This is a genomic window from Paenibacillus sp. NPDC056579 (assembly GCF_042793215.1).
Classification (GTDB): domain Bacteria; phylum Bacillota; class Bacilli; order Paenibacillales; family NBRC-103111; genus Paenibacillus_S.
This window is the reverse complement of record NZ_JBHTVD010000001.1, coordinates 581,163-606,259: the sequence shown is the minus strand read 5'-3', so window position 1 is coordinate 606,259 and position 25,097 is coordinate 581,163. Positions and strand designations below refer to the sequence as shown.

Below are 25,097 nucleotides of genomic sequence, written 5' to 3'. Positions count from 1 at the left end.
AGATTGCCTACTTACACAATGGCATTGTGGAGCAGCTGATTTCGCATCCACTCGTTTTGCACCAGGCCGTCGCCTTCCGCCTCCAAGGTTTCATACAACCAAATCCGATACTGCTTCACAAGCTCCTTGCAGCTTGGGTCGTCTATCCGGTTCAGCAGCTCATACGGATCCTGCTCCATGTCGTACAGCTCATCGATATCCGTCGTGTTCCAAATGTATTTCCACCGCTTCGTACGCAGCATGCGCTGGGTATACAGTCCGAACTGCTGTCCGTTATAAGTGGTTACGATGTGCGGTCTCCAGTCCGCGACCTCCTCCTCCGCCAGAAGCGGTGCAAACGAGCGGCCCGCGAAAAACGAAGGAATGGCAGCACCCGTCAGCTCCAGGAGGGTTGGAGGCAAATCCAGCATATTGCTTATAAAGGAATTACACCGAGCGCCTTGCGGGACTAGAGGTGGATATTTTACGATCAACGGAACCTTGACGACATCGTCATATAAAATATAGTGCTTATCCATCATCCCGTGGGAACCGCACATATCCCCATGATCGGCCGTAAAGATAACGAGCGTATTCTCCGCCTCACCCGATTCGTCCAGCGCACGAAGTACACGTCCGATGGCATCGTCGGTTTGGCTGATCATGCCGTAATACCGGGCTACGATAGGCGCCCAATCCTGCCATGTGAAAGCATCCACCTGCCAGCTGTGCAGCTGCTGCCTTTGGATATAGGGCTTATTCGCAAAGGTCTCGCGGAACCCTCCCCATTCAGGGATTTCCTCAGCCGAATACATGGAAGCGAACGGCTCGGACGGCCGGCAAGGAAGATGCGGCTCGCTGAAGTTCAGTTGAATGTACCATGGGTCGCCTTTCGCCGTCAGCTCCTTAATGAAGCCGGAAGCCTGGTCAGCGAGCCAATGGGTTTGAGAGTCCTCCAGCGGAATCGGATTGCTCTCCCCGACATAACCTGCGCGAAACCGGACATCGGGATACTTCCGTTCGGTCATTTCCGTATAGGAAGCCAGCCCAACGAAGAAATCATAGCCGTATTCCAACGGACTATGCTGAGGATGAACATCCCATTTGCCAAGCATAACATTACGATACGACAACTTGCCCAGCTCCCGTGGCCAAGCATATTCCTTCGGTTCCAGCGCCGGGACAGGCAGACCGTTCTTGAAATTCCACAGCGCCCCGAAGGCTTCCGGTCTCCGTCCGTTAACGAATGCTTGCCTTGCCGGACAGCAAGTCGGGATCGGGGTATAAGCATGCTCGAACCACATCCCTTCCGATGCCAGCCGATCGATATTCGGCGTCTTCACCGGGTAGGCACCGCTGTACCCAATACAATCGTACCGAAGCTGGTCCAGCATAATCAGCAAAATATGAGGCTGCTTCATGGAGCTTTGATCCCGTAGTTATTTTCTTTGGTCCACTGGTTATCGCTCATCTTCTTCTTGACTCCATCCACCATCGTTTTCTTTAACTCCGCCAAATATTTGTCCTGCGTGCTCGAGCCCTCCAAATACAGCTGACCGAGCTTCTGATTAAGCTCCGTGACGTTCTTGTCAACCTCTCCGGCATAAATGTTGAGCTGCATTCGTTCGCCGACGAACTGGAAGCCCTTCAATTTATCCGGCAGCGCCGCATTTTCTGTAACCGGCGTACGATACAGGTTTTCCGCCAGCAGACCTTGGACCTTAGGGGACGTAGTATAGGCAAGAAAATCGACCGCAGCCTCCATTTTTTCAGGTGCAATGGTTTTCGGTATGGCCATATTTCCCGCAGGCACGCCGCCGATCTCCATGAGCTTGCCCAGCGCGTCGGGGTGATTGTCTTTCGTTAAGTAAGGCAGCGGGAAGGCCGCCATTTCGAATTTGCGTGCCGTCGTTTCGAATAGAGGCTTGCTCTGCCCGGATGTCCGCATGACCATGGCCGCTTTGCCGCGAAGGAACAAATCGCCCGCCGTCTCGAAATCAAGGCCGTTGTAGCCTTTCGGCCAATATTTGCTCCAGTTCTTGACGATGGCAAATACATCCTTGTACGGCGATTTCTCGATATCGATGATTCCTTGATCGACGCCTCTCGCATATTCGTTTACTTCGATAAAGCCGCTCTTGTCGATATCCAGCTTGCTGTATGAGCCGGCCACCAGCTCCTCCGTCAAGATCCGGATCGTCCAGTTGTAATTGTAATCCCCCGGCTTGGAGTTAGGGAACGCGAACGGAACGACGTTGATTTTAAGCAGCTTCTCCTGCGCATCGAGGAACTCATTCCATGTCTGCGGCACCTTCGTGATGCCGGCCTGGGCAAACAAATCCTTGTTGTACAAAATACGGACGGAATTGACGTAGTTCGGAACGCTCGCGTACGTTTTGTCGTCCCCGATCAGCTGCTGCAATATCGTTGGCGGGAACTGCTTCTCCCATGGCTGATCCCCGGAATAGGCCGTTTTCTGCTTATAGTAAGGAGTCAGGTCGACGAGCAGCCCTTTTTTCAAATCCTCCTGATCCCAGATGTAGCGGGTTGTAAAAAGATCCGGCGCTGTCTTGCCGATCAGCTGGGTCGTCACCCAAGTACGGTGCTGCTCCACACCGGCAAAATGCTGCAGCTGCAGGTTGACCTTGACACCAGGGTGCGAATCGTTATAAGTCTGGGCAATGCTCTCCCATGATTTGCGTTCCGCTTCATCCCCATCGCTTTCCAGCATGACCATTACGCTCAGCTCGATCGTTTTTCCATCGCTTTTCGCAGAGCCGCCCGCCGGCGTATCGGCATTGCATGCACTAAGCGCCAGTATGCCGGAAGTCACGGCCGCAAGCGGAACCGTCCAACGTGTAAGGACCTTCATGTACGTCACCTCACTTGATCTTATCGCTATTGAAGCCCTCTTCCCTGCTTCCTCCTCTGTCATATAACCACGATCTCCTGTTCTACCCTTTGACCGCACCTGACGTAATTCCCGAAACGAATGATTTCGTTGCAAAAATAAACAGCAGCAGTAGAGGGACGGAGGATATGACATAGCCTGCAAACTGCAGCCCCTGCACCTGATCCAAGGGACCGTGCACGCTTCCGAGCGCAAGGATGATCGGCTTCACCTTGTCGCCCGAGGTTACGACCAAAGGCCAGACGTAATTGTTCCAGCCAAGCAGCGCATTGATAACGGCTACCGTCGAGATGACGGGAAGGGACAGCGGTACCGCTATTTGCCAATAAATACGCACATCGCCGGCCCCTTCGATCTCCGCCGCTTCGAGCAAGCTGTTCGACAGCCCTTCGAAAAAGGTCCGGATCAGCATCGTCGCCATCGCGGAAGCGCCGGCCATCGGCCCGAATATTTGCGCCCAATACGTATTGATCAAGCCGAGATCCCGGAACAAAATGAACTGAGGAATCAGAATGAGAAACGAAGGAACCATCATCAGCATAATGATCAAATAGTAAGCGATCCCTTTGCCGATAAAAGAAAACCGCGCGAATGCATATCCCGCCAGCGTGGAATTGACAAGCACACAGATGATAATACCCGCAGTGATCAAAATGGAATTCCATAAATAAGGTCCCAGCTGAAGGAACGCCTGGACATAATTGTTCAGGTGCAGCGGAAGAGCCGGAGACCAAAATTGATGAATGACCTGATCACGGTATTTAAGCGAAGTAATGATCAGCATATAAAAGGGAACCAGCGTCAGCAAAAGCAGCAGCGTCATAACGGAATAGTTCGTCACCGTACCCAGTCTTCTCATTGTGGTCCCCCCTCTTAATCCGCCCGATCCGCAGGCTTGATAAACCGGTTTGCCGCAAGAGTAACTGCAAGCAGCAGCACAAATACGACGACGCCTATGGCCGAAGCGTAGCCGAGCTCGTTGTATTCGAAGCCTTTTTTATACAAATACAGCGCGGGCGTCAAGGTGGAAAAGCCGGGACCGCCGTTGGTCAGCACCAGCACGTTCTCGAAGCTTTGGAACTGTTGGATAAAGGCAAGAATAAGAACGAGACGAACCTGGCTGCGAATCAGAGGAAGCTCGATATACCGGAGCCGCTGCAGGCCGCTCATCCCGTCCATCTCTCCGACTTCTACCAGCTCCCGGGGGATTGCTACCAATCCTGCCAAATAAATCAGAAAAAAAATGCCGGACACCCAAGGAAAGTTAATAAAGACGATGGACCCTAACGCCGTATCGCTCTCTCCCAGCCAGGCATGAATCAGCTGCCCCAGACCGATGGCCTCGAGCAGCCGGTCCAATAACCCGTCACCGACATAGATCCACTTCCACAATAGAAAAACAATGATATGAGGCACGACCATCGGCAGGACGAACATAAATTTGAACAAGGAGCTTACCTTCTCCCGTTTCATCCGATATACACCGATGGCGGCCAGCAGAGGAAACGTCAATTGAATGAGCAGGAAGCTGCCTGTGAACAACGCGATGTTCTTCATCGAAGCATAAAATGTCTTATCGTGAAACAACGCGATGAAATTGTCCATCCCAATAAAACGGTTTACGTTCGCGCCGTTCCATTCATAGAACGATTGGAGGAAGGCGTGGACGAACGGCGTATATTTGAACAGCCCTATCGATACCAAAATGGGCGCGAGAAACAAATACGCTTTGATATGCTTCCAGACCCGTCTTTTCCGGATATCTCCGCCGGAACGGATATCCAAGGGCATTCGGTTTGCCAATTCGTCCATCCCCCTATCTTATGGCAGGAACCTCGACGACATTCCCGCCGGATTGATGCGAGCGGATTGCCGCTTCGATAATTTCCTGGGCTGCCAGCGCCTCGGCTCCGGAGCCTTCGATCTGTTCAGGCGCTACCTGCTGCTTCAGCTGATCGATAAACCGGTTGATCCGGTTGCCGAACGTATCGTTGAAGCCCTGCATTCCCCTCATAATCGAGTTTTGCATAACGAGCTTTTCACTGCTTTGACGAGGATAATAGGTAATGCTCTCATACACATTCTCGATGACGAAGCGGCCTTCCGTCCCTGCGGCTTCGCACCATTCAATCGGGTGCAGCATCGACATGTCGTAGCTTCCGGTCAAATGGCCTACCGCTCCATTGGCAAATTCCATATTGACGCTGGCCGTCGACCACGTCTTGCGTCCCGGGGCTTTGCACATGAATGACTGAACCCGCTTCACGTCGCCGAAAAAATACCGCATCACATCGATAGAGTGAGGATGCAGCGCCCGCATATGGAACCATTCGGTAAAATCCGCCTTATTATCGATGGTCAGCCGCATGTTGATGAACAAGGGAGCTCCCAGCATGCTGCGATCGATCCATTCTCTGCCCTTCGATGCGGCGGGAGTGAACCGGTGATTCAAATTGCAGCCGAATCGCACTCCCCGCTCCTTCGCCGCTTGCACCATGGTTCTGGCTTCCTCGATCGAGTTGGAAATAGGCTTCTCGACGAGCACATCCTTGCCCGCTTCGATGGCGGCCATCACCGGGTCGAAGTGATGGCTGCCTTTTTCCTCCCCTCCCGTAGCTACGCAGACCATGTCGATCTCTTCGCTATCGAGCAAATGCCTGAGATCGGTATAAGCTTTTACCCCGTGAGTCATCGCCGCACTCTTGGCCCGATCCTCCATGATATCGCATACCGCGACAAGCTCGGTATCCGGGCGCTGATTGTAATAACGGCAATGAATATTGCCTATGTTGTTCACGCCGACTACGGCAGTTCGTATCATTGCGCGGGCCTCCTAACGGTATCGCGTTATCGTTCCCTATTTGCTCGATTTGGCCTGAAGCGACCTGGCTGTGAGGGAACTGCCGATATGCAGCGTATCGTACGCTTGCTGGGAGGATGTGAACGGAGCATCCCCTTTGCCATGCCACCCCAAGTTCGTATAGATCGGGTTCGTACGCCCCGTCTCCTCTTCGCGACGTTGAATATGCGATTCCATCCTGGCCGTCAGCAGCTCGACGATCTCCGGTTCCTGCTCGGCGATATTGTGGTTTTCCTCCGGATCCTCAATCAGATTGTACAGCTCCACCTCCGGCTTGAAGTGAAAATCCGGCTCCAGCGCGCGGATCAGCTTCCAATGCGGAGTACGCCAGCCGTGCTTGCGCATCCAAGTGCATTCCGTAAGATAGAGCTCGCTTACGCGACGTTCCGGCTTCCCGTCAATGGAGGGCAGCAGGCTCTGTCCGTCCGCTTCCAGAGGCTCCTCTATGTCGAGCAGCTCCAAAATAGTCGGCATAATGTCATGGATGACCGTGACGTCAGACACCCGTTTGCCGGAGGGCAGCCTGCCGGGGAACTTGAATATAAGCGGCACAACCAGAGTGCAATCATACAGCCCATGATGATCGAAGTAGCAATCGTGCTCATACAAGGTTTCCCCATGGTCGGATGTGACGACGATCAACGTCTCCTCCGTCAAGCCCAGCGATTCCACTGCCTGGAAGATGCTCTGAATGCTCGCGTCCATGTAAGCAACGGCTCCATCGTATTGCGCGCTTACATATTTGTGATCCGTCACCCCATCCGGAATCCACGACTTCAAGAAGTCGGCGAACGGCTTGAACTGATAAACCGACTCCATGGATTGGTTCGACGGGTCGCGCTCATCGCCGCCGTAAAAAATACGCTCGAAGGGCTTCGGCGGCAAGTAAGGCGAGTGAGGGTCCATATGCCTCAGAAACAGGAAGAACGGCTTATCCTCCTGCGCCAATCGGTGCAGCTCGGGAATGGCTACCGCGTTCAAGTTTTCCGCTTTTGGACATCTTCCGGTTTCATCAGGCGCCCATGCTTCATAGTCCAAATACGTTTCAAACCCGCGTGACGACGGATTTCCGGTAAACCCTACGCAAGTCGTGTTATAGCCTTGATCGCCGAGAATCTCGGCCAGCGTCGGGGCACCTACCTGCCCTTTATGACGCAGCGCCACCACGTTCGTGCCAAAGCAGTCTTTGCCGGTGAGCATCGCTGCATAGGCGGGTGTCGTCGGAATACTCGGGCTGAAATGCTGCTCGAACAATACCCCTTCACGGGCAAATTGATCCAGGTGAGGTGTCGTTAATTTATTGTAGCCGTAAGAGCTCATATGATCTCTTCGCAGGCTGTCGATGCCCAATATGATCAAGTTAGGCTTCTTGGCGGATGCAGACATTGCTATTCACGCTCCTTGTCGTGTCCATTAGGAATCGGGTTTCTTCGGGGACTACCTGGCCCCGAGCTGCTTCAAGCATGCGTTCAAATATCCGTACGTTTCTGCGGCGATAATAGACACCTGCGCCAGCGAATGCTCCGGCTTCGCACCGATCACTTCCAGTACGACAGGCCCGTCGTACGCATTATCGACCATCGCTTTGCAGTAGGCGAACAGGTTAATATCTCCGCGTCCGCAAGCCTGCAGCTCGATCGGCCCCGGCCCTTGCTCGCGTCCTTTGCAATCCCGGATATGGACGTGCTTCACGCGACTGATGACGGCCGGCAGCGCATCCTCCGGATTTTCGTTAGCCCGGTAAATATGGCTCGGATCCATGTCGATGCCGAACGCCGAAGAAGTCACTTCCGACATGGCTCTTAATGTCGTCGGAGTGTCATGAATCGCCTGGCCGATATGAGCCTTGACGCATAGCGTGACGCCTAAGGCCGCTGCTTTCTCCGACATGCGCTGCAGCTGGTCGATCGAGTGCTGCACGTCCTCTTCTACACCGGTTTTGCCGCCCGGTCCGATATTGACGATGGGAATGCCGATCTCCGCTGCCGCTTCGAAGGCTGTTAAGAGACGCTCTTCGTCCTTGACGCTGCCGAACTCCATCGACAGGAAGCTGATGCCGTTATCTTGAACAATCGACCGAAGCTCCGCCGCTTGGGACTTCCAACGGGCAAGATCCAGATGCTCGCACATGCCCTGAATCGCCGATATCTCTAAGCCGTCATACCCGCTAAGCGCAATATGCCGGGCTGCATCGGCAAAATCGAATTCCTTGAACAGTACCGAGTTCACACCAAGCTTAATCATTATGGATTACACTCCCTTATTTTTTTATTATGTTAGAAGCAGCCGGCTCTTACTTCATCGCCAACGGATCGCCGTGGAATGCCGGCAGCGGATGAGGTCTTACTACCGCCCCGCCTTGTTCGTATGATTCAATGACGGCATATGTGTACTCCAGAACGGCCAGCGCATCTCTGCCTGACGCCCGTATATGCTCCCGCGGAACCCCGTTCGTAATATCCTCGAGGAAGGCATGCAGCCGGTTGTTGAAGGTCGAGTTGAACTCCGTAACACCGGATGAAGTGACCTCTGGCTGAGGATGGGCTCCAATAACCGGTACGCCCTTTTGAGCCCGCCAATAGGAGACTTTTTCCACGCAGTTTTCGATGCAGAACGTTCCTTTGGTCCCGCCGACCTCCATGCTCCACCAGCCGCCCAGACCATAAGTGGCGTCGCCTCTTTGGCTGAGCAGATAACCGGAGGCACCGCTCGCGAATTTCACGTGGATGCTGTTGATCGAAACCGTAATATCCCCGGCGCTCTTGCGGAATCCCGCCTGGTTGGAGAACGTCTGGATATGCGTGATATCGCCGCAATAATATCTCATTACGCTAAATGGATGCGTTAAGAACGCTTTCATATGAAAATAAGGCTGGCCTTTATCCTTCGGAGACTTCGGGGCCGAATACATCTCTTCTCCGCCGTTGAAGCCCATCTTCGCCAGACAGTAGACCGTCTCCCCTATATCTCCGGAGTCCATATACTGCCTTGCCCGTTCCGCCGGCTGGGAGAAGTAATGATTCAGGTTGCAGCCGAGCGTCACCTTCTTCTCCGCTGCGAAGCGGACCAGCTCTCTTCCTTCGTGAATATCGTTTGCAAGCGGCTTCTCGATCAATACATGCTTCCCTGCGGCTATGGCCTGCATCGCCGGCTCGAAATGCCAGCTTCCGTTATCTATCCCGCCGGTCGTCACATCGACGATATCCAGCTCCGGCTCCTGCTGCAGCATGTCCTCCAGCCGGTAGTAGGCTCTGACACCATACTTTTCAGCCGCCTTATCGGCTCTTTCCTTCACGACATCACATACTGCGACCACTTGCCCCAGCGGATCCGATGCGTAGCATTCCGCATGTCGCATGCCGATCCCGTTCATTCCGACAATCCCGATTTTCAAAGCCATTCGTTTGCGTCCCTCCGCCTGCTCCGAATGCAACGGCTGCAAGCTGGGACTGCACCACCTTTCGATTTGAATGTACGAAGCCTTGCCTTGTGAGCCGTGAACCACGATGCTGTACCTATCATAATCCGCCTGGAAAATGATAACATTGCCGATTGCGACAACCTTAGGGTCGATTGAGTCAAATCCCGGGCGGAACAACGATCTACTCTATAAACTGTGACCCGTGTGGGAGTGATCCAGCGCGTCATAGCGTTCCCTGTGGGGATTTTGGATCCAGCTTTCCCACGTTAAGCCTACGGTGCCAAGAATCGATTCGATTCGCCGGCGAAACGGCAGCTGACTATCCTGGATCTGCTTCAACATCGGATCCGGTCTGCCGGCCAGCTTGCGGGCAATCCATTGGTTCAGCTTGTATTCCAGCTCCTCCGCCGTCTCAGGCTCTGAATCGGCCAAATTCACCAGCTCCTCCGGATCCTCGAGCAAATCGTACAATTCCGTAACCGGACGCTGAAAAATGCCCGGGTCATAATAGCGGATCAGCTTATAGCGCTCGGTCCGGATGGCTCTCGCTGCCTGCCACGCGCATTCGCTCAAGAACACTTCCTCCATCGTCCCGCTGCTCTCTCCTCTGATGGAGGGCCAAAGACTGTGTCCGTCAATCCCCTCCGGCACTCTAAGCGCCGATAGATCCAGCCCGGACGGAGCGGATTGTGCCGCCGCTTCCAAAAGGGTCGGCAGCAGGTCCGCATGCTGGACGAAGCCTTGCACACGCACGGCTTCCGGAATATGCCCCGGCCATCTCAGGATGACCGGCACATGGACCGTCGGCTCATATAACCCGCAATGATCCCAATAGATGTCATGCTCGGTCAAGCTCTCCCCGTGATCGCCGAACAGTACGAGCAGCGTGTCTTCTTTGATCCCAAGCTGCTCGAGGGTTTCGTCCAGCTCCCGCAGCATATCGTCCAGATAACGGATCTCGGCATCGTACAGCGCGTTCATATACTCCGCATCCGTAATTGGCCCGAGCAGCTTGTAATGATGATGCTTGAAGAACGGGTACGCCGGGTGCTCATAAGCCCGTGACATACCGGACCCGCCGTCTTTGTAGGGGTCCCTGTTCTTATCATAAAAAGGCTCAATGTAGGACTCCGGCGGCAAATAAGGCGTATGCGCATCCCAGTAATGGAGAAACAAGAAGAAATCGTCGTCCTTATGCTCCCTGATCCAGGGCAGCGCCAAATCGTTGACGGTGCGTCCGTCAATCCACCGCTTTTTCCCCGAGCTGTTCAGATAGCATTGGTAGCCTCGGGCGAACCATTCCTTCAGATTGTATAAATTATCTACCGCGCAAGTCTTGAAGCCTGCGGCTTTCAGCTTGGAGGGCAGCCATTCCACCGATTTAGGCAAGTACGAGAGATCTGAGCCGTGCGAAACGACGCCGGTCGTCAAGCCGATTTTTCCTGTAAAAATAGCGGTATGCGCCACCTCGGTAGGAATATCTGCTGCGTACGCACGCTCCATAAGTACGCCTTCCGAAGCGATCCTGTCTATGTGCGGACTGGTCGGCTTGGTATACCCGTAACAGCCGAGGCGATCCGCACGCAATGTATCCAGCGAAATCATGATGATTTTCATCCGGCGGCACCCTCCTGCCAACGATTTCTTTCTTGACTCAAGCTCTCCTTCATCGGAGTCATCAACGGCTGCGGCTGCTGTTCCAGCTTCTCTTCAAGCTTCTCGGCTGCTCCCCATCGCTTGCATCTAAGCCAATCCATGATCAGGGCAGCATTCGCCTCAACCGGCTGATGCTGCGTATCGATGATAAGGTCCGCTTGCTCCGGTTCCTCGTACACATCGGATATGCCTGTGAATTGTTGAATTTCGTTGCGTCTTGCCTTCGCATACAGCCCCTTCACGTCCCGGGCTTCGCATTGCTCAAGAGAACATTTCACATATATTTCCACGTATTCTTTGACATGCTCGCGCAAATACTCGCGCATCTCCCTATAAGGCGTGATGGCGGATACGAGGACGTCAATCCCGTTGCGGGACAACAAATTCGCTACAAACGCGATACGCCGTATGTTCTCCATCCTGTCTTCCCGACTGAAGCCCAACCCGCTGCCTATCGTCGTGCGGATGACGTCCCCGTCCAGCATCTCGACCTTGCGTCCGGCATTCGTGAGCCTTTCGTGCAGCTGATTTGCCGTAGTTGTTTTTCCCGCGCCCGAAAGGCCCGTAAACCAAAGTACACTACCGCTGGAGCTTTCCATGTACTTTCCTCCTAAGAGTTTTGCGTAAGCAAAACTTTCTTCGTAAGCATAGCTTGAGTTTTGTGTACAAAACTGAGCTTGTTGTGAAACTAAAGGAAATCGAAATTTGATTGTATACTCCAGTGGGGTATACCTCTCCAGCCGCTGTTGAAACCTATGAATCTGATTAGAATTAGCGGTATTTTCACAGGTTTCAAAGGCGGACGTAAACTCCTCCGAGGTATATCCCCACCTACCTATTACAAACATTTCGAAAATACAAGGTTTCTCAACAACCTGAGTTTTCGTAAGAAAACTTTCTTCTTGCCCTTATTGTACTTCGCGCTCCAAGCGGCTTCATTGTGCATTGCGCCATTCGCATGGTCGATGCGGACGAAAAGGGACGGCAGCCTATCCTTTGACAGAGCCTGCGGTCATCCCTGCGACAATTTTTTTATTGAAGAAGAGGAATAAAATTAACGGCGGTATCGAGATCAGCACCACATCGGCGAACAGCAAATTCCATGAAGTTATGTACATGCTCATAAAATTATAGAGAGTGAGCTGCACGGTAGCGTTCTCGGAGCCCGGCAAAAAATAGAGCGGATTGACGAAATCATTAAACACGCTGACCGATTGAATGATGACAATCGTAGAAGTAACCGGCTTTAACAGCGGAAAAATAATATGAGTAAACAGCTTGAACCCGCCGCACCCGTCGATAAACGCGCTTTCGTCAATATCCCGCGGTATCGTCGCCGTGAACGCTTTGTACAGGATGGCGCAAAAAGGGAAATGCAGTGCGATTTCAACCAAGGTGAGCCCCGGAAGCGTCTTGAACAGCCCGATGGAGTTCAATACCCAGATCGTCGGGACGACGGCAGGCGGAATCATCAGCCCGGCCAACACGAGAAAGTTTAAGGTGGCTGCCCCCCTGCCCTTCTCTCTCCGCTGCAGCACGAACCCCGCCAAAGAGCTGACCAGCACCAGCCCCGCAATCGACAAGACAGTCAGGAGCGTGCTGTTGTAAAATGCGCGAACCAGCATATGATCCGCTGCCGCCAGCACCGCTTGGTAGTTTTCAATGATATGGAACGAATCCGGCCAAGCCATATTCATATCGGCCGCTTTGGTAGGAGATTTAAAGGAATTGATGATAACGAAATAGAACGGCACCCAGAAGATGACGGTAGACAACACCAGCAAAATAGCGCTGACCAGTGTTTTTTGCACGATCCGGTTCACAGGTCCACCTCTCTTCGGTTCAAGAACATGTATAGCGGAAACGCAAGGACCGAAATGGCGATGAACAAAATGACATTGCCTGCCGTCGCAAGTCCGTAAAAGCCCGCCTGATACTGCTTATAAATAATCGAGGCAATAAGGTCGGACGCGAAGCCCGGCCCGCCCTTCGTCATCGCCCAGATCAAGTCAAACGTGCGCAAGCCGCCAATGAAGGCCAAAATAATGACGGAATTCATAGCAGGCCTGCTGAGCGGCAGCGTGATATGCCAAAAGGCGCGGAAGGCGTTCCCGCCGTCTATTTTCAACGCCTCGTAATAATGCTGCGGAATGGACATAATGCCGGCAATATAGATGACCGTCGCAATACCGACGCCCTTCCATACGTCAACCAGCGCGACCGATATCAGCGCGAGCTTGGTATTGCCCAGCCAGTCCGGACCGTTAATGCCAAAGGCGGCAAGAGCGGTGTTGATAACCCCTTGCGTCGGGTGCATCATCGTGCTGAAGGCGATTCCGACGGCAATCGTACTTAACAAGGTCGGGAAAAATACCATCGACCGGAAATAGTCCTTAAACCAAATGGACGAAGTCAGAAGCGTAGCGAGCAGCAGTGCGAGGATCACCTTGAGCGCGCACGTGACGACAGCAAAGATCAGCGTATTTTTGAAGCCTATTTTCAGCGAAGACTCTTCGAAGAACATGACGTAGTTGTCCAAGCCTATAAACTGCCATTTGGTCAGCGTCCACCGGGTCAGACTGAAAAATAGCGACATGATCGTCGGAAGCAGATAAAACACGAAGTAAATAATACCTGCTGGAAGCAAGAACAAGTACGAATACATTTTCTTTTGACTCAGTGTCATCAGGTTCCCTCCCTCTTATCTACGGATGGAATCGGCCCTGCAGGACACCTGCAGGGCCGGCATAGCTTCATCGGTTCATCGGAAGCAGTGCATCAGGAGCTGCCAGAACTGACTGGGGCAGCTGTTACCAGCCCGGCAAATTGAGCTGCTGCGCCTGCTTCCGAACATCTTTATCGTAGTCGGCGGCTCCGTCCGCAGCCGATTTCTGTCCTGTTCCTACCTCGATCAAGATACTCTCCAGATTCGGCCCTTTGACCGGAGAGATGAATTCCAGCGCAGGGAGCGTCTTACCGTTATCGAAGTATGTCTGCATATCCTTGACCGCTTGGAACGCGTCGTCCGGCACCTGAATCCCTTTGACGACATAAGGGCCGTTCGCTTTACTCTTGGACATATAGGCTTTCTGCCCTTCCGGGGAGATGAGGAACTCGACGAACTTTTTGGCCGCATCAATGTTCTTGCTTTTCTTATTAATATAGTAAGAGCTCGGCATCCATACGGTGAAGCCGTTCAAGCTGGCGTTGTCGCTCGGAATCGGGAATACACCGATATCCTTGACTTTATCGGGATAGTTTTGTGCCAGGGCGTCGATTGCGCTGGTCAGCATCGGGTATTGGACGCCGGTGCCTTCGGCAAGCATTTTTAAGCCCGTATCGTAAGTGGTAGCGAGGAAGTCCTTATTGTAATACCCCTTCTTGAACACCTCGGAGGTCATCTCAAAGCCGCGAAGCGCCGCGGGAGTCGTGGCATACTTGGCTTTATTCTCCGTATAATCCTTGGCGAACGTCGGTACTTGCGACTGTACATTGTATTGATTGGCAAGAACGAACAGCTGGGAGGTCCAAGTGGTTTTATACGAGCCGATAACGGCCGTTTTCCCCGCTGCCTTGATCTTGTCGCTGTTCGCTATGAACTCGGCCCATGTTTTCGGAACGGTCAGGCCGAGCTCTGCATATACTTTCTTGTTGTACAAAATGCCGCCGACATTGGAGGAGCCTCCCGGCACACCGAACACTTTCCCGTTGGAGGTCACGGTCTCCTTATAAGAATCGAGCAAATTAGCCATGTAGGGCTCCTTCGACAAGTCGACGAAGTTCTCTTCAGGGTTCAGCGCCTGAAGCAGCGAGCCGGAATTGTAGTACAAAATATCCGCCATCTCACCTGTTGCGAGGCGCGTCTTCACCAGGTTGTCCCCTTCGGTGCCGTCCGGCTTAATATCAAACTTGATTTTGATATTCAGCTTTTTCTCCGCCTCCGCCGCCACCGCCTGGGTTGCGGGATACGGGGTCCCTGTTGAGCCGATCAGAAGCGTGAGCGTAGTCGGCTCTCCTGATTTGGCCCCTCCGGATGAAGCTGCACCTCCGTTCGGAGCTTGCCCGGTACCGCCTGTCGGTTGACTTGTCGAGCTGCACCCTGCTGCCAGCATTGAAACAAGAGCAGCATAAGTAATAACCGTTAACATTGAGGATCGTTTCATTTGTGTTCCTCCTTTTTTACCGGCTCGTTCGCCTTTGACCCTTTTGTTATCACGTGGTTTGGCTTTGCTGTATCTGTATTGTAAAGGGGTTTCAACGCACGTGAATACATGTGAATTGTACGGATTCACGGGGGGAATTTTTCCTATTGGTCGGAGGAATGCTCTTTGGCGTACATTATGGGGGTTTGACCTACGAATTTCTTGAACAAGGTGCTGAAATGCTTCGTGTCTTCATAGCCGACCAGCTGGCTGACCACCTGCAGCCGATCGATGCCACCGCTCAGCAGCTCCTTCGCCTTTTGAATACGGTAAGCGGCAATATAGTCGGAGAAGGTTGTGCCGGTCTGGCTCTTGAACATGCGGGACATATAACCCATGCTGATATGATGATCGACTGCGAATTGCTGAAGCGAGATGTTCTCCTGATAATGCGCATGAATGTACTGAAGCAGTAAAGGCACAAGCTCCTTCGGATTCCTGTCGCAGCTGTCCCTTCCGAAATACAGGTCAAGCAGCTTCTCCTTCAGCCAGACGGTCAGCTCGTCATAACCCGCACATTCGTTCAAATGCTTCAAATCCTCCTGCAAATCGTTAAGGCTCACGACCCCGCTGCTTGTGGACAGCAGCCGATACTTTAGCGAGAACAGCATATCCTGGACGAACAGCCTCAGCTGCCGTTTCGTCACCTGTTTTTGGCACAGATCTGCATTAATGAGCTCGAGGGTTCGTTGTCCCTTTTGAAGCTCGCCTTTCTTGTAGTGAACCTCCATAATCCGCACCTTGTCCCAGATGCTTGAGAGATCCGCATCTTCCCGCTTTTTCCCTAATGTTACATAAGTCGATATTCCGAAGACCGTCTGCTCCTCCACACACTTCTTCAGCTGAAGATATACTCCGCGAAGCGGCTGATTTTCTTTCTTTAGCGCAAGCCCTGTTTGTACACAGAACGGATGCCCCGTACATAGTCCCTTCATTCCATTGGCTATGCGCGATACAGCGTGCTGTATCCTGTCTTCTTCAGCGGAGGAGCTCACGGGAATCAGCAAAACCGTGTGCCGTTTATCCAGCTCGACACCATGAATCTTAACGGCAGGCGGGACGACGTCTGCTAGCTCCCGTTTGTACCTATCCGCATCGAAGCCCCCTCCGTAGTCTTTGTCTTCCCGACTTGATACCTGCTGTCCCCCCTTATCCAGGGTTAGCAGCAGCAGGACATACCGTTGACGATTGACTTCCCGTTCAATGGCCGATTCCGCGCCTCCGGTCTCCTCAGCTAACAGCAATCGGGCAATACTGCCGTGAAACCAGACCTCCCTCCGTCTGTTCTCCTCCTCTATAACCGCAATCGCTTTGTCCACCGCTTGATACAATGCCTCTTTCTTCACGGGCTTCAGCAAATAATCGCCGACACCGTACCGCATGCTCTGGCGGGCGTATTCAAATTCATCGTGAACGCTCAGGATCATACATTTGATCGTCGAGTCCAACCTCGTCAGCTGCTCGATCAGCTCCAGTCCGTCGATCCCGGGCATGTTAATATCCGTCAGCACCAAATCCGGACGGGTACTTTCCGCTGCAGCCAATGCATCATCTCCATTGTCAAAAGCAATAATACGGTGCGCCGGCTCATAACTGGAGAGCAGCTGCACAAGCTCCGCCAATGCCCATCGTTCGTCCTCCACTACAAAAATATTCATAAAGCAGCCTCCCTGGCTTTATGGCTTTCCTTGAGGTCGGTCCGGTACGGCAGCGTCAAGGAGACGGAGGTTCCTTTTCCCGATGAACTGGTTAGGTGCAGCCCGTACTCCTTGCCGTAAAAGAGCTGAATTCGTTGGCGAATGTTCAACAAGCCGATACCATGGGCTTCGCCCTTATAAGGATTCAGCGCATTGGACATTAGGAAAGCCCGCTGCAGCTCAGCCATCGTCTTCTCCGGAATCCCCTCCCCGTTATCGTGAACGGTAAGAGTGAGCACACCCTTGGATTCCGCCGCATGGAGCGTAATGCAGCCTCCCGATTTCACCTTGCGCAGCCCGTGGTTAAACGCGTTCTCCACCAATGGCTGTACGGTTAGCTTCAAAACTGACGCCTGGAGCAAATGCTCAGGAATATCGCATTGCAGCTGGATCCGGTTCCCGAACCGGTGCTGCTGAATCGTAAAATAGTTGCGTATATGGTCGATTTCCTCCTGCAGCGTTACCGGCTGATGGATATTTTTCATACTGTATTGGAACAAGCCGGCAAGCGACTCGGATATATCGGCTACCTCCTCAATGCCTCTTAGGCGGCTGATCGATTTCATGATGTTTAGGGTGTTGTATAAAAAGTGAGGGTTCGTTTGCGCATGCAGGGCCGACAGCTGTGCGTTCTTCTCCGCCAGCTTCGACTCGTATGCTTCATGGATTAACCGGGAGATGCTGTCCAGCATATGGTTATACATCCGGCTCAGCTTCCCGAGCTCGTTGCGTCCGGCGTACTCCATTCTATGGCTGAAATCGCCCAGCTCGACTCTGGACATATTCCGCATCAGTTTGTTTAAGGGCAATGTGATGTGATGGGATAGCACATAGGAAACCGCTGCAATAAGCAGCATAGTGAGGACGCCTACTAGCAGGACGATATCTTGAATCCGCTTTTGTTTAAGCAGCAGTACATCCTTCGGGATGAGAATCACGGTATGCCACCCGGTATAGCCGGATTTTACGGCCGTATACAAAAAGTCGGTTTGCTTCCAGCGCAGCTCGCCTTTGGAGGCAGTCCGGTCGAACTCAAACCGCTGCTCGCCGCCTGTGCTGCCGCTGCTTCCGTTCTCATAGATGATTCTGCCTTCGTCGTTCACAATCAGCACATGCATTGAGTGCTCCAGCTCATTGGCATTGGTATTGGCCAGCACCATCTTGAAAGCGTTGACATTGATGTGAATATTCACAAAGCCTATGATCGTCTGGGTGGGGATTTTCGTAATTTTGCGGACGAACGACACCGCCTTCTCCCTATGCTGATCGTCCTCGTCAACCGGCATAATAACAAAGGCATTGCTGTTAAGCGTGCTTTTGAATTGCTGCAGCTGATCCAGTGTCAATAGCATTCTCGGCCTCGGGTCAACCAGCTTCGAGTATTGATATAGGTGGCTATCCAACGAATAGATGGATATGCTCTGCACGTAAGGCTTCGGATAGGAGAAATTGAACAGGATCGGATTGAGCTTGTAGCCTACGACCTCTTTTTTGATTGGATCCGACTCCTTGTAGAAGTCGAACAGGATACTCTGAATGGAAGGATCGATAGAGATCGCAAGCGATAGCTCTTCGACGTTTTGCATGTACAGATCTATCATTTCGGAAAATTGCTTGGAAATAATGTTCGATAAAGAGAACGTTTGCGCTTTGCTGTCGTTCGTGTTTTTGTAATAAAAGATGCAGCAGGTGATTCCTACGATGAACAAGGAGACGACGGAGAACGAAATGAACATTTTCGTCTTCAGCATCCGGTCATTCCAATGACGCATACGCATAGGACTCCCCCCGGTTTCTCTCAGGTCGATTCCCGGTATTTGCCGGGCGAACAGCCCACCTCACGGTGAAACAAGCGGCTGAAAAACGCCGGGTCCTCGTATCCGACACGCCCAGCAACCGTGATCACCTTCTCGTCCGTCTCAAGCAGCAGGTGCTTTGCCCGTTCGATACGAATGCGGTGAATCATATCGACGACAGTCATCCCGAGCGATTCCTTGAAAATCCGGTTCAATTGCCGGGAGCTTATACTATACAGCTCACACAGGTCCGGAATGCTGATCTTTTTATCGTAATTGCGCTCCAAATAACCGCAAATGCGCCGGACAAGCAGCTGCTTCGCGCTGCTGCGAACATGCTCTCTGCCGCTCTGGCCCTCGGCCTGCCGGTAAGCACGGGACAGCAAGATGAGCAGCTCCACCATCTGGAGCCGAATGAGCGGTTCATAGCCCGGCTGCTGGTTCTCAAATTCATGAATGATCGTCTCCAGCAAAAACTGGGTGCGCGTCGCATCATGCCCGTTTAAGTTCAGGCAGCGATGAAAGCGCTCTTTTTTATCCAGAAAAGGATGCACGTAATAATAGTCCATCGACTGGGTAACGCCTAAATCCTGCAACCAATTGCCCTGGATCAGATCCGACATGAACAGGCAGTTGATGATTTCGATCTCTTTGCCAGGATTAATGCTGTATGTATGCACCTCGCCCGGATTGATGATGAATACGTCCCCCGAACGGATGTCGTAGAAATTACCCTCGAATACATGCTGCGCCTCTCCCCGCACAACATAGACCAGCTCGACAAAGTCGTGGCCGTGCAGCAGCGGAACATGATCATGGTCGTGAAAAAAACGCCGAATCCAGAATGGAAACGACTGCTCTTTAATAAATTGGCTGCTGTGCAACTGTCTTTCCATGGGAAAACCTCCTTCAAGTCTTACAAAGTAAACCTTCCTTCGAAAGCATCAGTCACGTTGTTCTTGCGGAAACAGACTTCATGGGCTCTCCCCATTGTATGCAGCCCTTATATTCATCATACGGCAACCGCTGCCGTGCATCATGGTCGATTCAGACATAATTATAGCCTATTTGTACGCAAAAAAGCAGGGATTTTGTCGTTCTCCTCCTTGGTTTGAAAATGAGAAAAACTCCTATCGGAGTACTTCGAGGATGTGCGACCTTAAAGTTTTGCTTTAGCAAAACTCGCTTCGTAAGCGAGGTGTTTTTATCGCCAAAAGAAAAGATCTTCGATACGCTTTACCGAACTTAAACTTTCCTATGTGGTAAAAAAGAAGCTTAGCCAAAAGCGATCAAGCATTTGCTTTTGGTCTAAGCTCCTTCTAGTCAGGTTTTTACGGGGATACCTTGACCTTGACGGCCTCCGAGCGGGATACGCCCGATTCGTTGCTCAGCTCCGCGATGTACTCGTACGTTCCGGCGCTGCGGCCTTGAATTTTCGTTACCGCCGCTTGGGCTGCGGGGGTAGCGCTCTTAAGAGTCTGAGTATCGATAAGCACATTGTTCTCGTACAGCTTATAGGTGGTCGCATTCGTCCCCCACCACATATTCATTTGAATGTCGTAGCTGCCGTCGCCGTCCCAATTGTTATGGGACAGCACCGCTTTGCCCGGATTGGATTGGGTTACCTGTACGGAAATCGGATCGCATGGGGTCGTACCCTGCCGATTGATCAGCTCGCATGTATAGCGGTAGGTTCCGTTCGGCTTGCCTGTGATCGTGCTCGTAACGGCTTGGGCATTCGGCGTTTGATCGGAAAGCGTCTTGATTTCAATCAGACGGTCATTCTCGTAAAGCTTGTAAATAGTTCCGTTATTTCCCCACCATACGTTCATCGTAATCTTGTAGCTGCCGTCCAAAATACCCGTATCATGCCCGTTATCGCTGGACAGGACGCCTTTGGCGGGAGCTCCTGCTGCAGGGCCGTCAGGAATAACGATCGTAACGGCTGCACTTCCAACAATCCCGGATCCATCGGTGGCTGCCGCTTTCACTTGAACCGTTCCCGGCGCAACAGCTCGCAGCACGCCGTTCGCATCAATGGATGCAATCGTCGAAGGTGTACCGTCCTGCGATTGTACGCTCCACGCTACCGACTTATTCTCAGCGGCTGCAGGCAATACTTGCGCCCGGAGCTGGAGGCTGCGGCCTGCTTCGACTTCATAGGCCGGCGCCGTTACGGAAATGGCCGCCACCTTCAACGGAATGCGCTGAATCGATGGAACAGGCGGCTCCGGCATACCTTCACCCAGATAGAAGCTCGGGTGCGGAGGCTGATTATACGCGACGTTTTGCCAAGCGACGGCTAATCGGTACTCCGGATCATCCATTAGGGTGTACAATCGATGAGAGGTCACATCGGTCGTCGTGTAAATCCGCAGCGCGCTGCTGTCTTCCGTACGCCAGACCGCTTCCTCCCTCCAGTCTCCGAACAAATCGGCCTGAAGAGAAGGATTGCCCTTGGTCGTATTATTCGAATTCGTACCGGTGGCCATCAACACATTTACGGACTTATTGACGGTATAATCCCATTTATCGATTTTGCCGACGCCGATCGGATCGCTCCATTTGTGATCCAGCAGCTCGCGCAGCAAGTCCCCGTCCCACCAGATGCCATAATTGATCGACGGCACGGAGGTGCTGATTTTCTGACCGGTTGTAGTGTACACGCCGCCGGACTCTCCGGAAGTCCACATCTCCTCCCCTAGATAACGGGGGTCGATGTCGGCGGACATGCCTCTGCCTACATCGTAATTCGTAGGAACGCCCCATATCAGCTTGCCGGTCTTCGCATCGCGGAACTCGATACCCGCAGGATTCGGATATTCCTCGTGGACGCCGAAATACTCCATCCCCGGGCGGCTCGGATCCAAATCGCCTAGATGCATCGCATCCCCGTGTCCCAGCCCGGTCGAATACAAGACCGTTCCGTTGTCGTCAATGGCCATAGCGCCGTAAGTGATTTCATCCTTGCCGTCTTGATCTACGTCCGCAACGGACAGATTATGATTGCCCTGCCCGGTGTAGGAAGAGTTGCCCGGATCGTTCGTATCGAACTTCCACAGCTTGGTCAGCTTGCCGTCGCGCCAGTTGTAAGCAACCAGCACGGTGCGTGTGTAATAGCCTCTTGCCATGACGAGGCTCGGCCGTTCTCCATCCAGATAGGCAACGGCTGCCAGGAAGCGGTCCACCCGGTTCCCATAATTGTCCCCCCAGTTGGAGACATTGCCTCTCGGCGGATCGTAATCTGTTGTGAACAATGCCTGCCCGGTCTGGCCGTTAAAAATAGTCAAATATTCCGGACCGCTCAAAATATACCCGCTGGAATTGCGGTAATCCGCGCTCGCATTCCCTATCACTTGACCCGTGCCGTCAACGGTGCCGTCAGCCGTCTTGAAAGCGACCTCGGCTTTGCCGTCTCCGTCCAAATCATATACCATGAACTGCGTATAATGGGCCCCGGCGCGGATATTGCGTCCAAGATCGATTCGCCATAGTTTGGTCCCGTCCAGCTTGTAAGCATCCAAGTACACGTTGCCGGTATAACCGGACTGGGAATTATCCTTGGAATTGGAAGGATCCCATTTCACTACCAGCTCGAGCTTTCCGTCGCCGTCAAGATCGCCAACGCTTGCGTCGTTGGCCCGATAGGTGTATGCCTCTCCGGCAGGAGTGACGCCGTCAGCCGGCTTGTGGAGCGGGACATCCATATAATTTTGGCCCCATACCTGAAAGGTCTCGCCGTATGGATCTTCCGTTCCATTACGGATAGCACGGACTTCGTAGGCGGAGTCTGCCGTTCCATCGGCATCCAAATAATTCGTGCTTCCGGTAATCGGCTCCTGGTTAATCCTTTGGCCATTCCGGTACAGATTGAAGGCAATATCCTTGGCATCGGTTCCGAAAAGCCTCCACCCCGCGTAGACGCCGCCGTCAACCTTGACGGCAACCGGACTGCGGTCTAGCGTCTCCATCTGACGTGTCAGCTTCGTCATGGCCGGTACGGCAAGAATCTCCGACGGTCCGGACATTCCGCCCAAGCTGACTGCTTTTACCTGATAATAGTAAGGTACCGTCGTAAATACGTCCTGATCCGTATACCCTGCCGCTGATACCGTCCCCACTTCGGTAAACGGTCCCTCGGGGGTTAGGGAACGAAGTACCCGATATTGCAGCGCGGAAGGCACAGAATTCCATCGAAGCGTCAAACTCGTTTTCGTGGAATCCGTTATGTTTAGGCCTGTCGGTGCAGCAGGTACCGGAACAGAGGTATCGCGAACCGTTACGGTCACAGGGGCGCTGGCAGCGGATTCGATATTTTGCAGCATCATCTGTGTGACCTTGTATTGATAGGTCCCGCCAAGTTGAACCGTTGTATCCGTATAAGCCGGCTCAACAGTAGTCCCCAATTGGGTAAAGTCCGTACCGCCATCTGTTTGTCTATAAATGTTGTAGCTAGACGCGCCATAAACGGCATCCCATACGAGCCCCACCGAAGGATTCGGCGCATACGTTACGGAGGTTACGGTTAGTCCGGTCGGCGCCTTCTGTGGTGTGATTTCAATCGCATTGACCCGGCCGTCCTTGCTAAACTGGAAGGTCATTTGTCCGTCGTTTAGCTGGATCGTCTTGGTCAGCTCGGCATAATTGCCGGTGGACGAGGTCAAGGTGCCGTAGGAGACACCCTCGATCTTCACCTCGGTTTTGTTAGAGGCGATATCATCCCCTGCGATGACGTGAACGGAATATTCCCCATTGGGCAAGTCGACCATGAAAGCAAAATCGGATGCAAGTACAAAATCACGCAGCAGCGGATCCGAGGTGCCCCGATCCCGGTTATTCACCGTCTTGTCCAACCCGTAGCCCCGTGCCGCACTGTAAATCATGGTGTTGGAAACCCGGGTATAGCCCGCCGCCACCGGACTTGTATCCGATCCGAAGTCGAATTTCGATCCGGAAGGCGCCGCTGCGGCTTCCGCTTGTCCCGAACCGGACGCTCCGGACCCGAGGATCAGGCTGACAGAGAGTACGGCAGCCATCCATGCGGATAAGCCTCTTTTAAAGTTGTACAAACATTCTCCTCCATTCATAAGGGTGCTAATGATGTCCACTCCTGATAGCGCTTTCAGCATAGCATATCAACTGAAGCCTAATCTTTACGCAAGTTTGCGGAGTTCATTTCCAAACTTTCATTTTTTTGTCTTACTTAGGATGGAGCAGACGGCTAGTCCGAGATTATAACAAGAAAAAAAGCCCGCTATTCGCGGGCTTGAGCTTGTGAGAGACTGATGATGATGTTGGGGGGACGCATCGGGACACAGCAAAGTTGAGCATTGTCGAATAACTTGTGGACCGTGGATCCGTTATTTCACCCAAAATGGCGCTTTATCTATGGTGATCGGACTTGAGATCCTTTATTGGGCCAAATTACACTATTTTCGCTTGAAAAATTAGCAAATAACGGACTCACTGTCCGATCGCTCTGTAAAAGAAGCAGAATTTCAAGGAATAGCGGATCCTGTGTCCGATAGCCCGCTTGCAAATTTATGGGCAGCTTATTCCTCCCCTTTCAGCAGTATCTCCTGTGGAGAGGAACCCATGATCTTGAAGATTCTGCAGGTCCCCCCGGTGAGGTACCCTCCGCTCGCTGTTGTTTTCAGAAAATCTAAACTTATCGCTTATTATAAGTTTTTCTGAAAACAAAGGCAGTCGCTTGCGCTCTTCCGGAAGAAGCCCCCATGCATCCTTTCCATAATCATTCGGGTAAATGGGTTACTCTACAAACAAAAGCCCGCTCTTCGCGGGCTGTGCTTGAAACTGCCATTGTCTACCAATTCATCGATCCCAAGAAGTAACCGTAATATTATCGATATGAACGGCTCGCGGGCGGGTTAATAAAAACAGAATAATGTCCGCTATATCGCCCGGTTTCAGCATCGTATCGCGGCTTTCCTGCGACACCGGCTCTAGTTTGTGGCTCCATATGTTAGTATCGACAGCGCCCGGACTGATGGACGAGACGCGAACTCCCGAACGGCGGCTGGCCGAGATCATCGATTCCGTCAATGCCCTTGCGCCGTATTTGGAAGCGGAATAAATGCTGTCCCCGCCGCCAGCTTGAAAAGCGGCCGTCGACAAGATGTTGATAATATAGCCGGAATTTCTTTCATTCATCCGCAGCAGCGCCTCTCGGCTCATTAGAAACGTCCCGGTCAGATTCGTTTCCATGATTCGCTGCCATTGCTTCAGCTCAATTTCTTGCAGCAGCTGCTTTCCAGGCATGCTTACGCCGGCCGCATTTATCAATATATCGATTTGCCCATACATGGATACCGTCTGCTCTATGGCTTGTTTGACGGAAGCCTCGTCCCTGACATCGGTTGCTATTCCGGTAATGTTCTTCCTCACATCGGCCTCGATGGAATCGATCGACTTCCTCAGATTGCCCTCGTCTCTCGCCAGCGAGATGACATAGGCTCCATGCTTGCTCAGCATTTTGGCGGCTGCCAGACCTATTCCGGAGCTTGCTCCGGTAACTACAGCTACCTTTCCGGTAAAATCCACCTGCACGCACCTCG

Annotated in this window: 18 protein-coding genes; all 18 read right to left on the bottom strand. The window is 52.6% G+C overall.

Annotated elements, in window-relative coordinates:
• Positions 1–11 precede the first annotated feature (11 nt).
• Positions 12–1,400 carry a sulfatase family protein gene (locus tag ACFQ88_RS02860; RefSeq protein ID WP_379451622.1) on the bottom strand — a complete coding sequence of 463 codons (1,389 nt, stop codon included), beginning with the start codon at positions 1,398–1,400 and terminating at the stop codon, positions 12–14.
• Complete coding sequence (locus ACFQ88_RS02855; RefSeq protein WP_379451620.1) at positions 1,397–2,851, bottom strand: ABC transporter substrate-binding protein; 1,455 nt, start codon at positions 2,849–2,851, stop codon at positions 1,397–1,399. Before ACFQ88_RS02855 ends, ACFQ88_RS02860 begins: the two co-directional genes overlap by 4 nt.
• A gap of 82 nt (positions 2,852–2,933) precedes the next feature.
• Positions 2,934–3,749, bottom strand: coding sequence for a carbohydrate ABC transporter permease (locus ACFQ88_RS02850; RefSeq protein WP_239634923.1), 816 nt, complete (start codon positions 3,747–3,749; stop codon positions 2,934–2,936).
• Positions 3,750–3,763: 14 nt separating this feature from the next.
• Entirely contained in the window at positions 3,764–4,693 is a 930-nt protein-coding gene (locus ACFQ88_RS02845) for a carbohydrate ABC transporter permease (protein ID WP_239634922.1), read from the bottom strand.
• 13 nt (positions 4,694–4,706) lie between these two features.
• Positions 4,707–5,711: a Gfo/Idh/MocA family protein gene (locus ACFQ88_RS02840; RefSeq protein WP_379451617.1), complete on the bottom strand. Its 1,005-nt coding sequence runs from the start codon at positions 5,709–5,711 to the stop codon at positions 4,707–4,709.
• Positions 5,712–5,747: 36 nt separating this feature from the next.
• Entirely contained in the window at positions 5,748–7,136 is a 1,389-nt protein-coding gene (locus ACFQ88_RS02835) for a sulfatase family protein (protein ID WP_379451615.1), read from the bottom strand.
• Between the two features lie 51 nt (positions 7,137–7,187).
• The gene (locus tag ACFQ88_RS02830; protein WP_379451613.1) at positions 7,188–7,994 is read right to left on the bottom strand and encodes a sugar phosphate isomerase/epimerase family protein; all 807 of its coding nucleotides are present in this window, start codon (positions 7,992–7,994) and stop codon (positions 7,188–7,190) included.
• Between the two features lie 49 nt (positions 7,995–8,043).
• Complete coding sequence (locus ACFQ88_RS02825; RefSeq protein ID WP_239634918.1) at positions 8,044–9,192, bottom strand: Gfo/Idh/MocA family protein; 1,149 nt, start codon at positions 9,190–9,192, stop codon at positions 8,044–8,046.
• Between the two features lie 165 nt (positions 9,193–9,357).
• The gene (locus ACFQ88_RS02820; protein ID WP_379451610.1) at positions 9,358–10,788 is read right to left on the bottom strand and encodes a sulfatase family protein; all 1,431 of its coding nucleotides are present in this window, start codon (positions 10,786–10,788) and stop codon (positions 9,358–9,360) included.
• Positions 10,785–11,426, bottom strand: coding sequence for an adenylyl-sulfate kinase (gene cysC / locus ACFQ88_RS02815; protein WP_379451608.1), 642 nt, complete (start codon positions 11,424–11,426; stop codon positions 10,785–10,787). Before cysC ends, ACFQ88_RS02820 begins: the two co-directional genes overlap by 4 nt.
• Positions 11,427–11,816: 390 nt before the next feature.
• Complete coding sequence (locus tag ACFQ88_RS02810; protein ID WP_239634915.1) at positions 11,817–12,650, bottom strand: carbohydrate ABC transporter permease; 834 nt, start codon at positions 12,648–12,650, stop codon at positions 11,817–11,819.
• On the bottom strand, positions 12,647–13,513 hold the full coding sequence (locus ACFQ88_RS02805; RefSeq protein ID WP_239634914.1) for a carbohydrate ABC transporter permease: 867 nt from the start codon (positions 13,511–13,513) through the stop codon (positions 12,647–12,649). The genes ACFQ88_RS02810 and ACFQ88_RS02805 overlap by 4 nt, the downstream gene beginning before the upstream one ends.
• Before the next feature lie 124 nt (positions 13,514–13,637).
• The gene (locus ACFQ88_RS02800; protein ID WP_239634913.1) at positions 13,638–14,990 is read right to left on the bottom strand and encodes an ABC transporter substrate-binding protein; all 1,353 of its coding nucleotides are present in this window, start codon (positions 14,988–14,990) and stop codon (positions 13,638–13,640) included.
• A 143-nt stretch (positions 14,991–15,133) separates the two neighbouring features.
• Positions 15,134–16,687, bottom strand: coding sequence for a response regulator transcription factor (locus tag ACFQ88_RS02795; RefSeq protein WP_379451605.1), 1,554 nt, complete (start codon positions 16,685–16,687; stop codon positions 15,134–15,136).
• Positions 16,684–18,498, bottom strand: a complete 1,815-nt coding sequence (locus ACFQ88_RS02790; RefSeq protein WP_379451603.1) for a sensor histidine kinase — start codon at positions 18,496–18,498, stop codon at positions 16,684–16,686. The genes ACFQ88_RS02795 and ACFQ88_RS02790 overlap by 4 nt, the downstream gene beginning before the upstream one ends.
• 26 nt (positions 18,499–18,524) lie before the next feature.
• Entirely contained in the window at positions 18,525–19,418 is an 894-nt protein-coding gene (locus ACFQ88_RS02785) for a helix-turn-helix domain-containing protein (RefSeq protein ID WP_379451601.1), read from the bottom strand.
• Positions 19,419–19,853: 435 nt separating this feature from the next.
• On the bottom strand, positions 19,854–23,591 hold the full coding sequence (locus ACFQ88_RS02780) for a rhamnogalacturonan lyase family protein (protein ID WP_379451599.1): 3,738 nt from the start codon (positions 23,589–23,591) through the stop codon (positions 19,854–19,856).
• Between the two features lie 763 nt (positions 23,592–24,354).
• Positions 24,355–25,083 carry an SDR family oxidoreductase gene (locus ACFQ88_RS02775; RefSeq protein ID WP_379451597.1) on the bottom strand — a complete coding sequence of 243 codons (729 nt, stop codon included), beginning with the start codon at positions 25,081–25,083 and terminating at the stop codon, positions 24,355–24,357.
• Between the last annotated feature and the right edge of the window lie 14 nt (positions 25,084–25,097).

Excerpts from the sequence above, each read along its gene's own strand:
- ACFQ88_RS02860 (WP_379451622.1), bottom strand. The coding sequence starts at position 1,400 with ATGAAGCAGCCTCATATTTTGCTGATTATGCTGGACCAGCTTCGGTAC.
- ACFQ88_RS02855 (WP_379451620.1), bottom strand. The coding sequence starts at position 2,851 with ATGAAGGTCCTTACACGTTGGACGGTTCCGCTTGCGGCCGTGACTTCC.
- ACFQ88_RS02850 (WP_239634923.1), bottom strand. The coding sequence starts at position 3,749 with ATGAGAAGACTGGGTACGGTGACGAACTATTCCGTTATGACGCTGCTG.
- ACFQ88_RS02840 (WP_379451617.1), bottom strand. The coding sequence starts at position 5,711 with ATGATACGAACTGCCGTAGTCGGCGTGAACAACATAGGCAATATTCAT.
- ACFQ88_RS02835 (WP_379451615.1), bottom strand. The coding sequence starts at position 7,136 with ATGTCTGCATCCGCCAAGAAGCCTAACTTGATCATATTGGGCATCGAC.
- ACFQ88_RS02830 (WP_379451613.1), bottom strand. The coding sequence starts at position 7,994 with ATGATTAAGCTTGGTGTGAACTCGGTACTGTTCAAGGAATTCGATTTT.
- ACFQ88_RS02820 (WP_379451610.1), bottom strand. The coding sequence starts at position 10,788 with ATGAAAATCATCATGATTTCGCTGGATACATTGCGTGCGGATCGCCTC.
- cysC (WP_379451608.1), bottom strand. The coding sequence starts at position 11,426 with ATGGAAAGCTCCAGCGGTAGTGTACTTTGGTTTACGGGCCTTTCGGGC.
- ACFQ88_RS02805 (WP_239634914.1), bottom strand. The coding sequence starts at position 13,513 with ATGACACTGAGTCAAAAGAAAATGTATTCGTACTTGTTCTTGCTTCCA.
- ACFQ88_RS02800 (WP_239634913.1), bottom strand. The coding sequence starts at position 14,990 with ATGAAACGATCCTCAATGTTAACGGTTATTACTTATGCTGCTCTTGTT.
- ACFQ88_RS02795 (WP_379451605.1), bottom strand. The coding sequence starts at position 16,687 with ATGAATATTTTTGTAGTGGAGGACGAACGATGGGCATTGGCGGAGCTT.
- ACFQ88_RS02790 (WP_379451603.1), bottom strand. The coding sequence starts at position 18,498 with ATGCGTCATTGGAATGACCGGATGCTGAAGACGAAAATGTTCATTTCG.
- ACFQ88_RS02785 (WP_379451601.1), bottom strand. The coding sequence starts at position 19,418 with ATGGAAAGACAGTTGCACAGCAGCCAATTTATTAAAGAGCAGTCGTTT.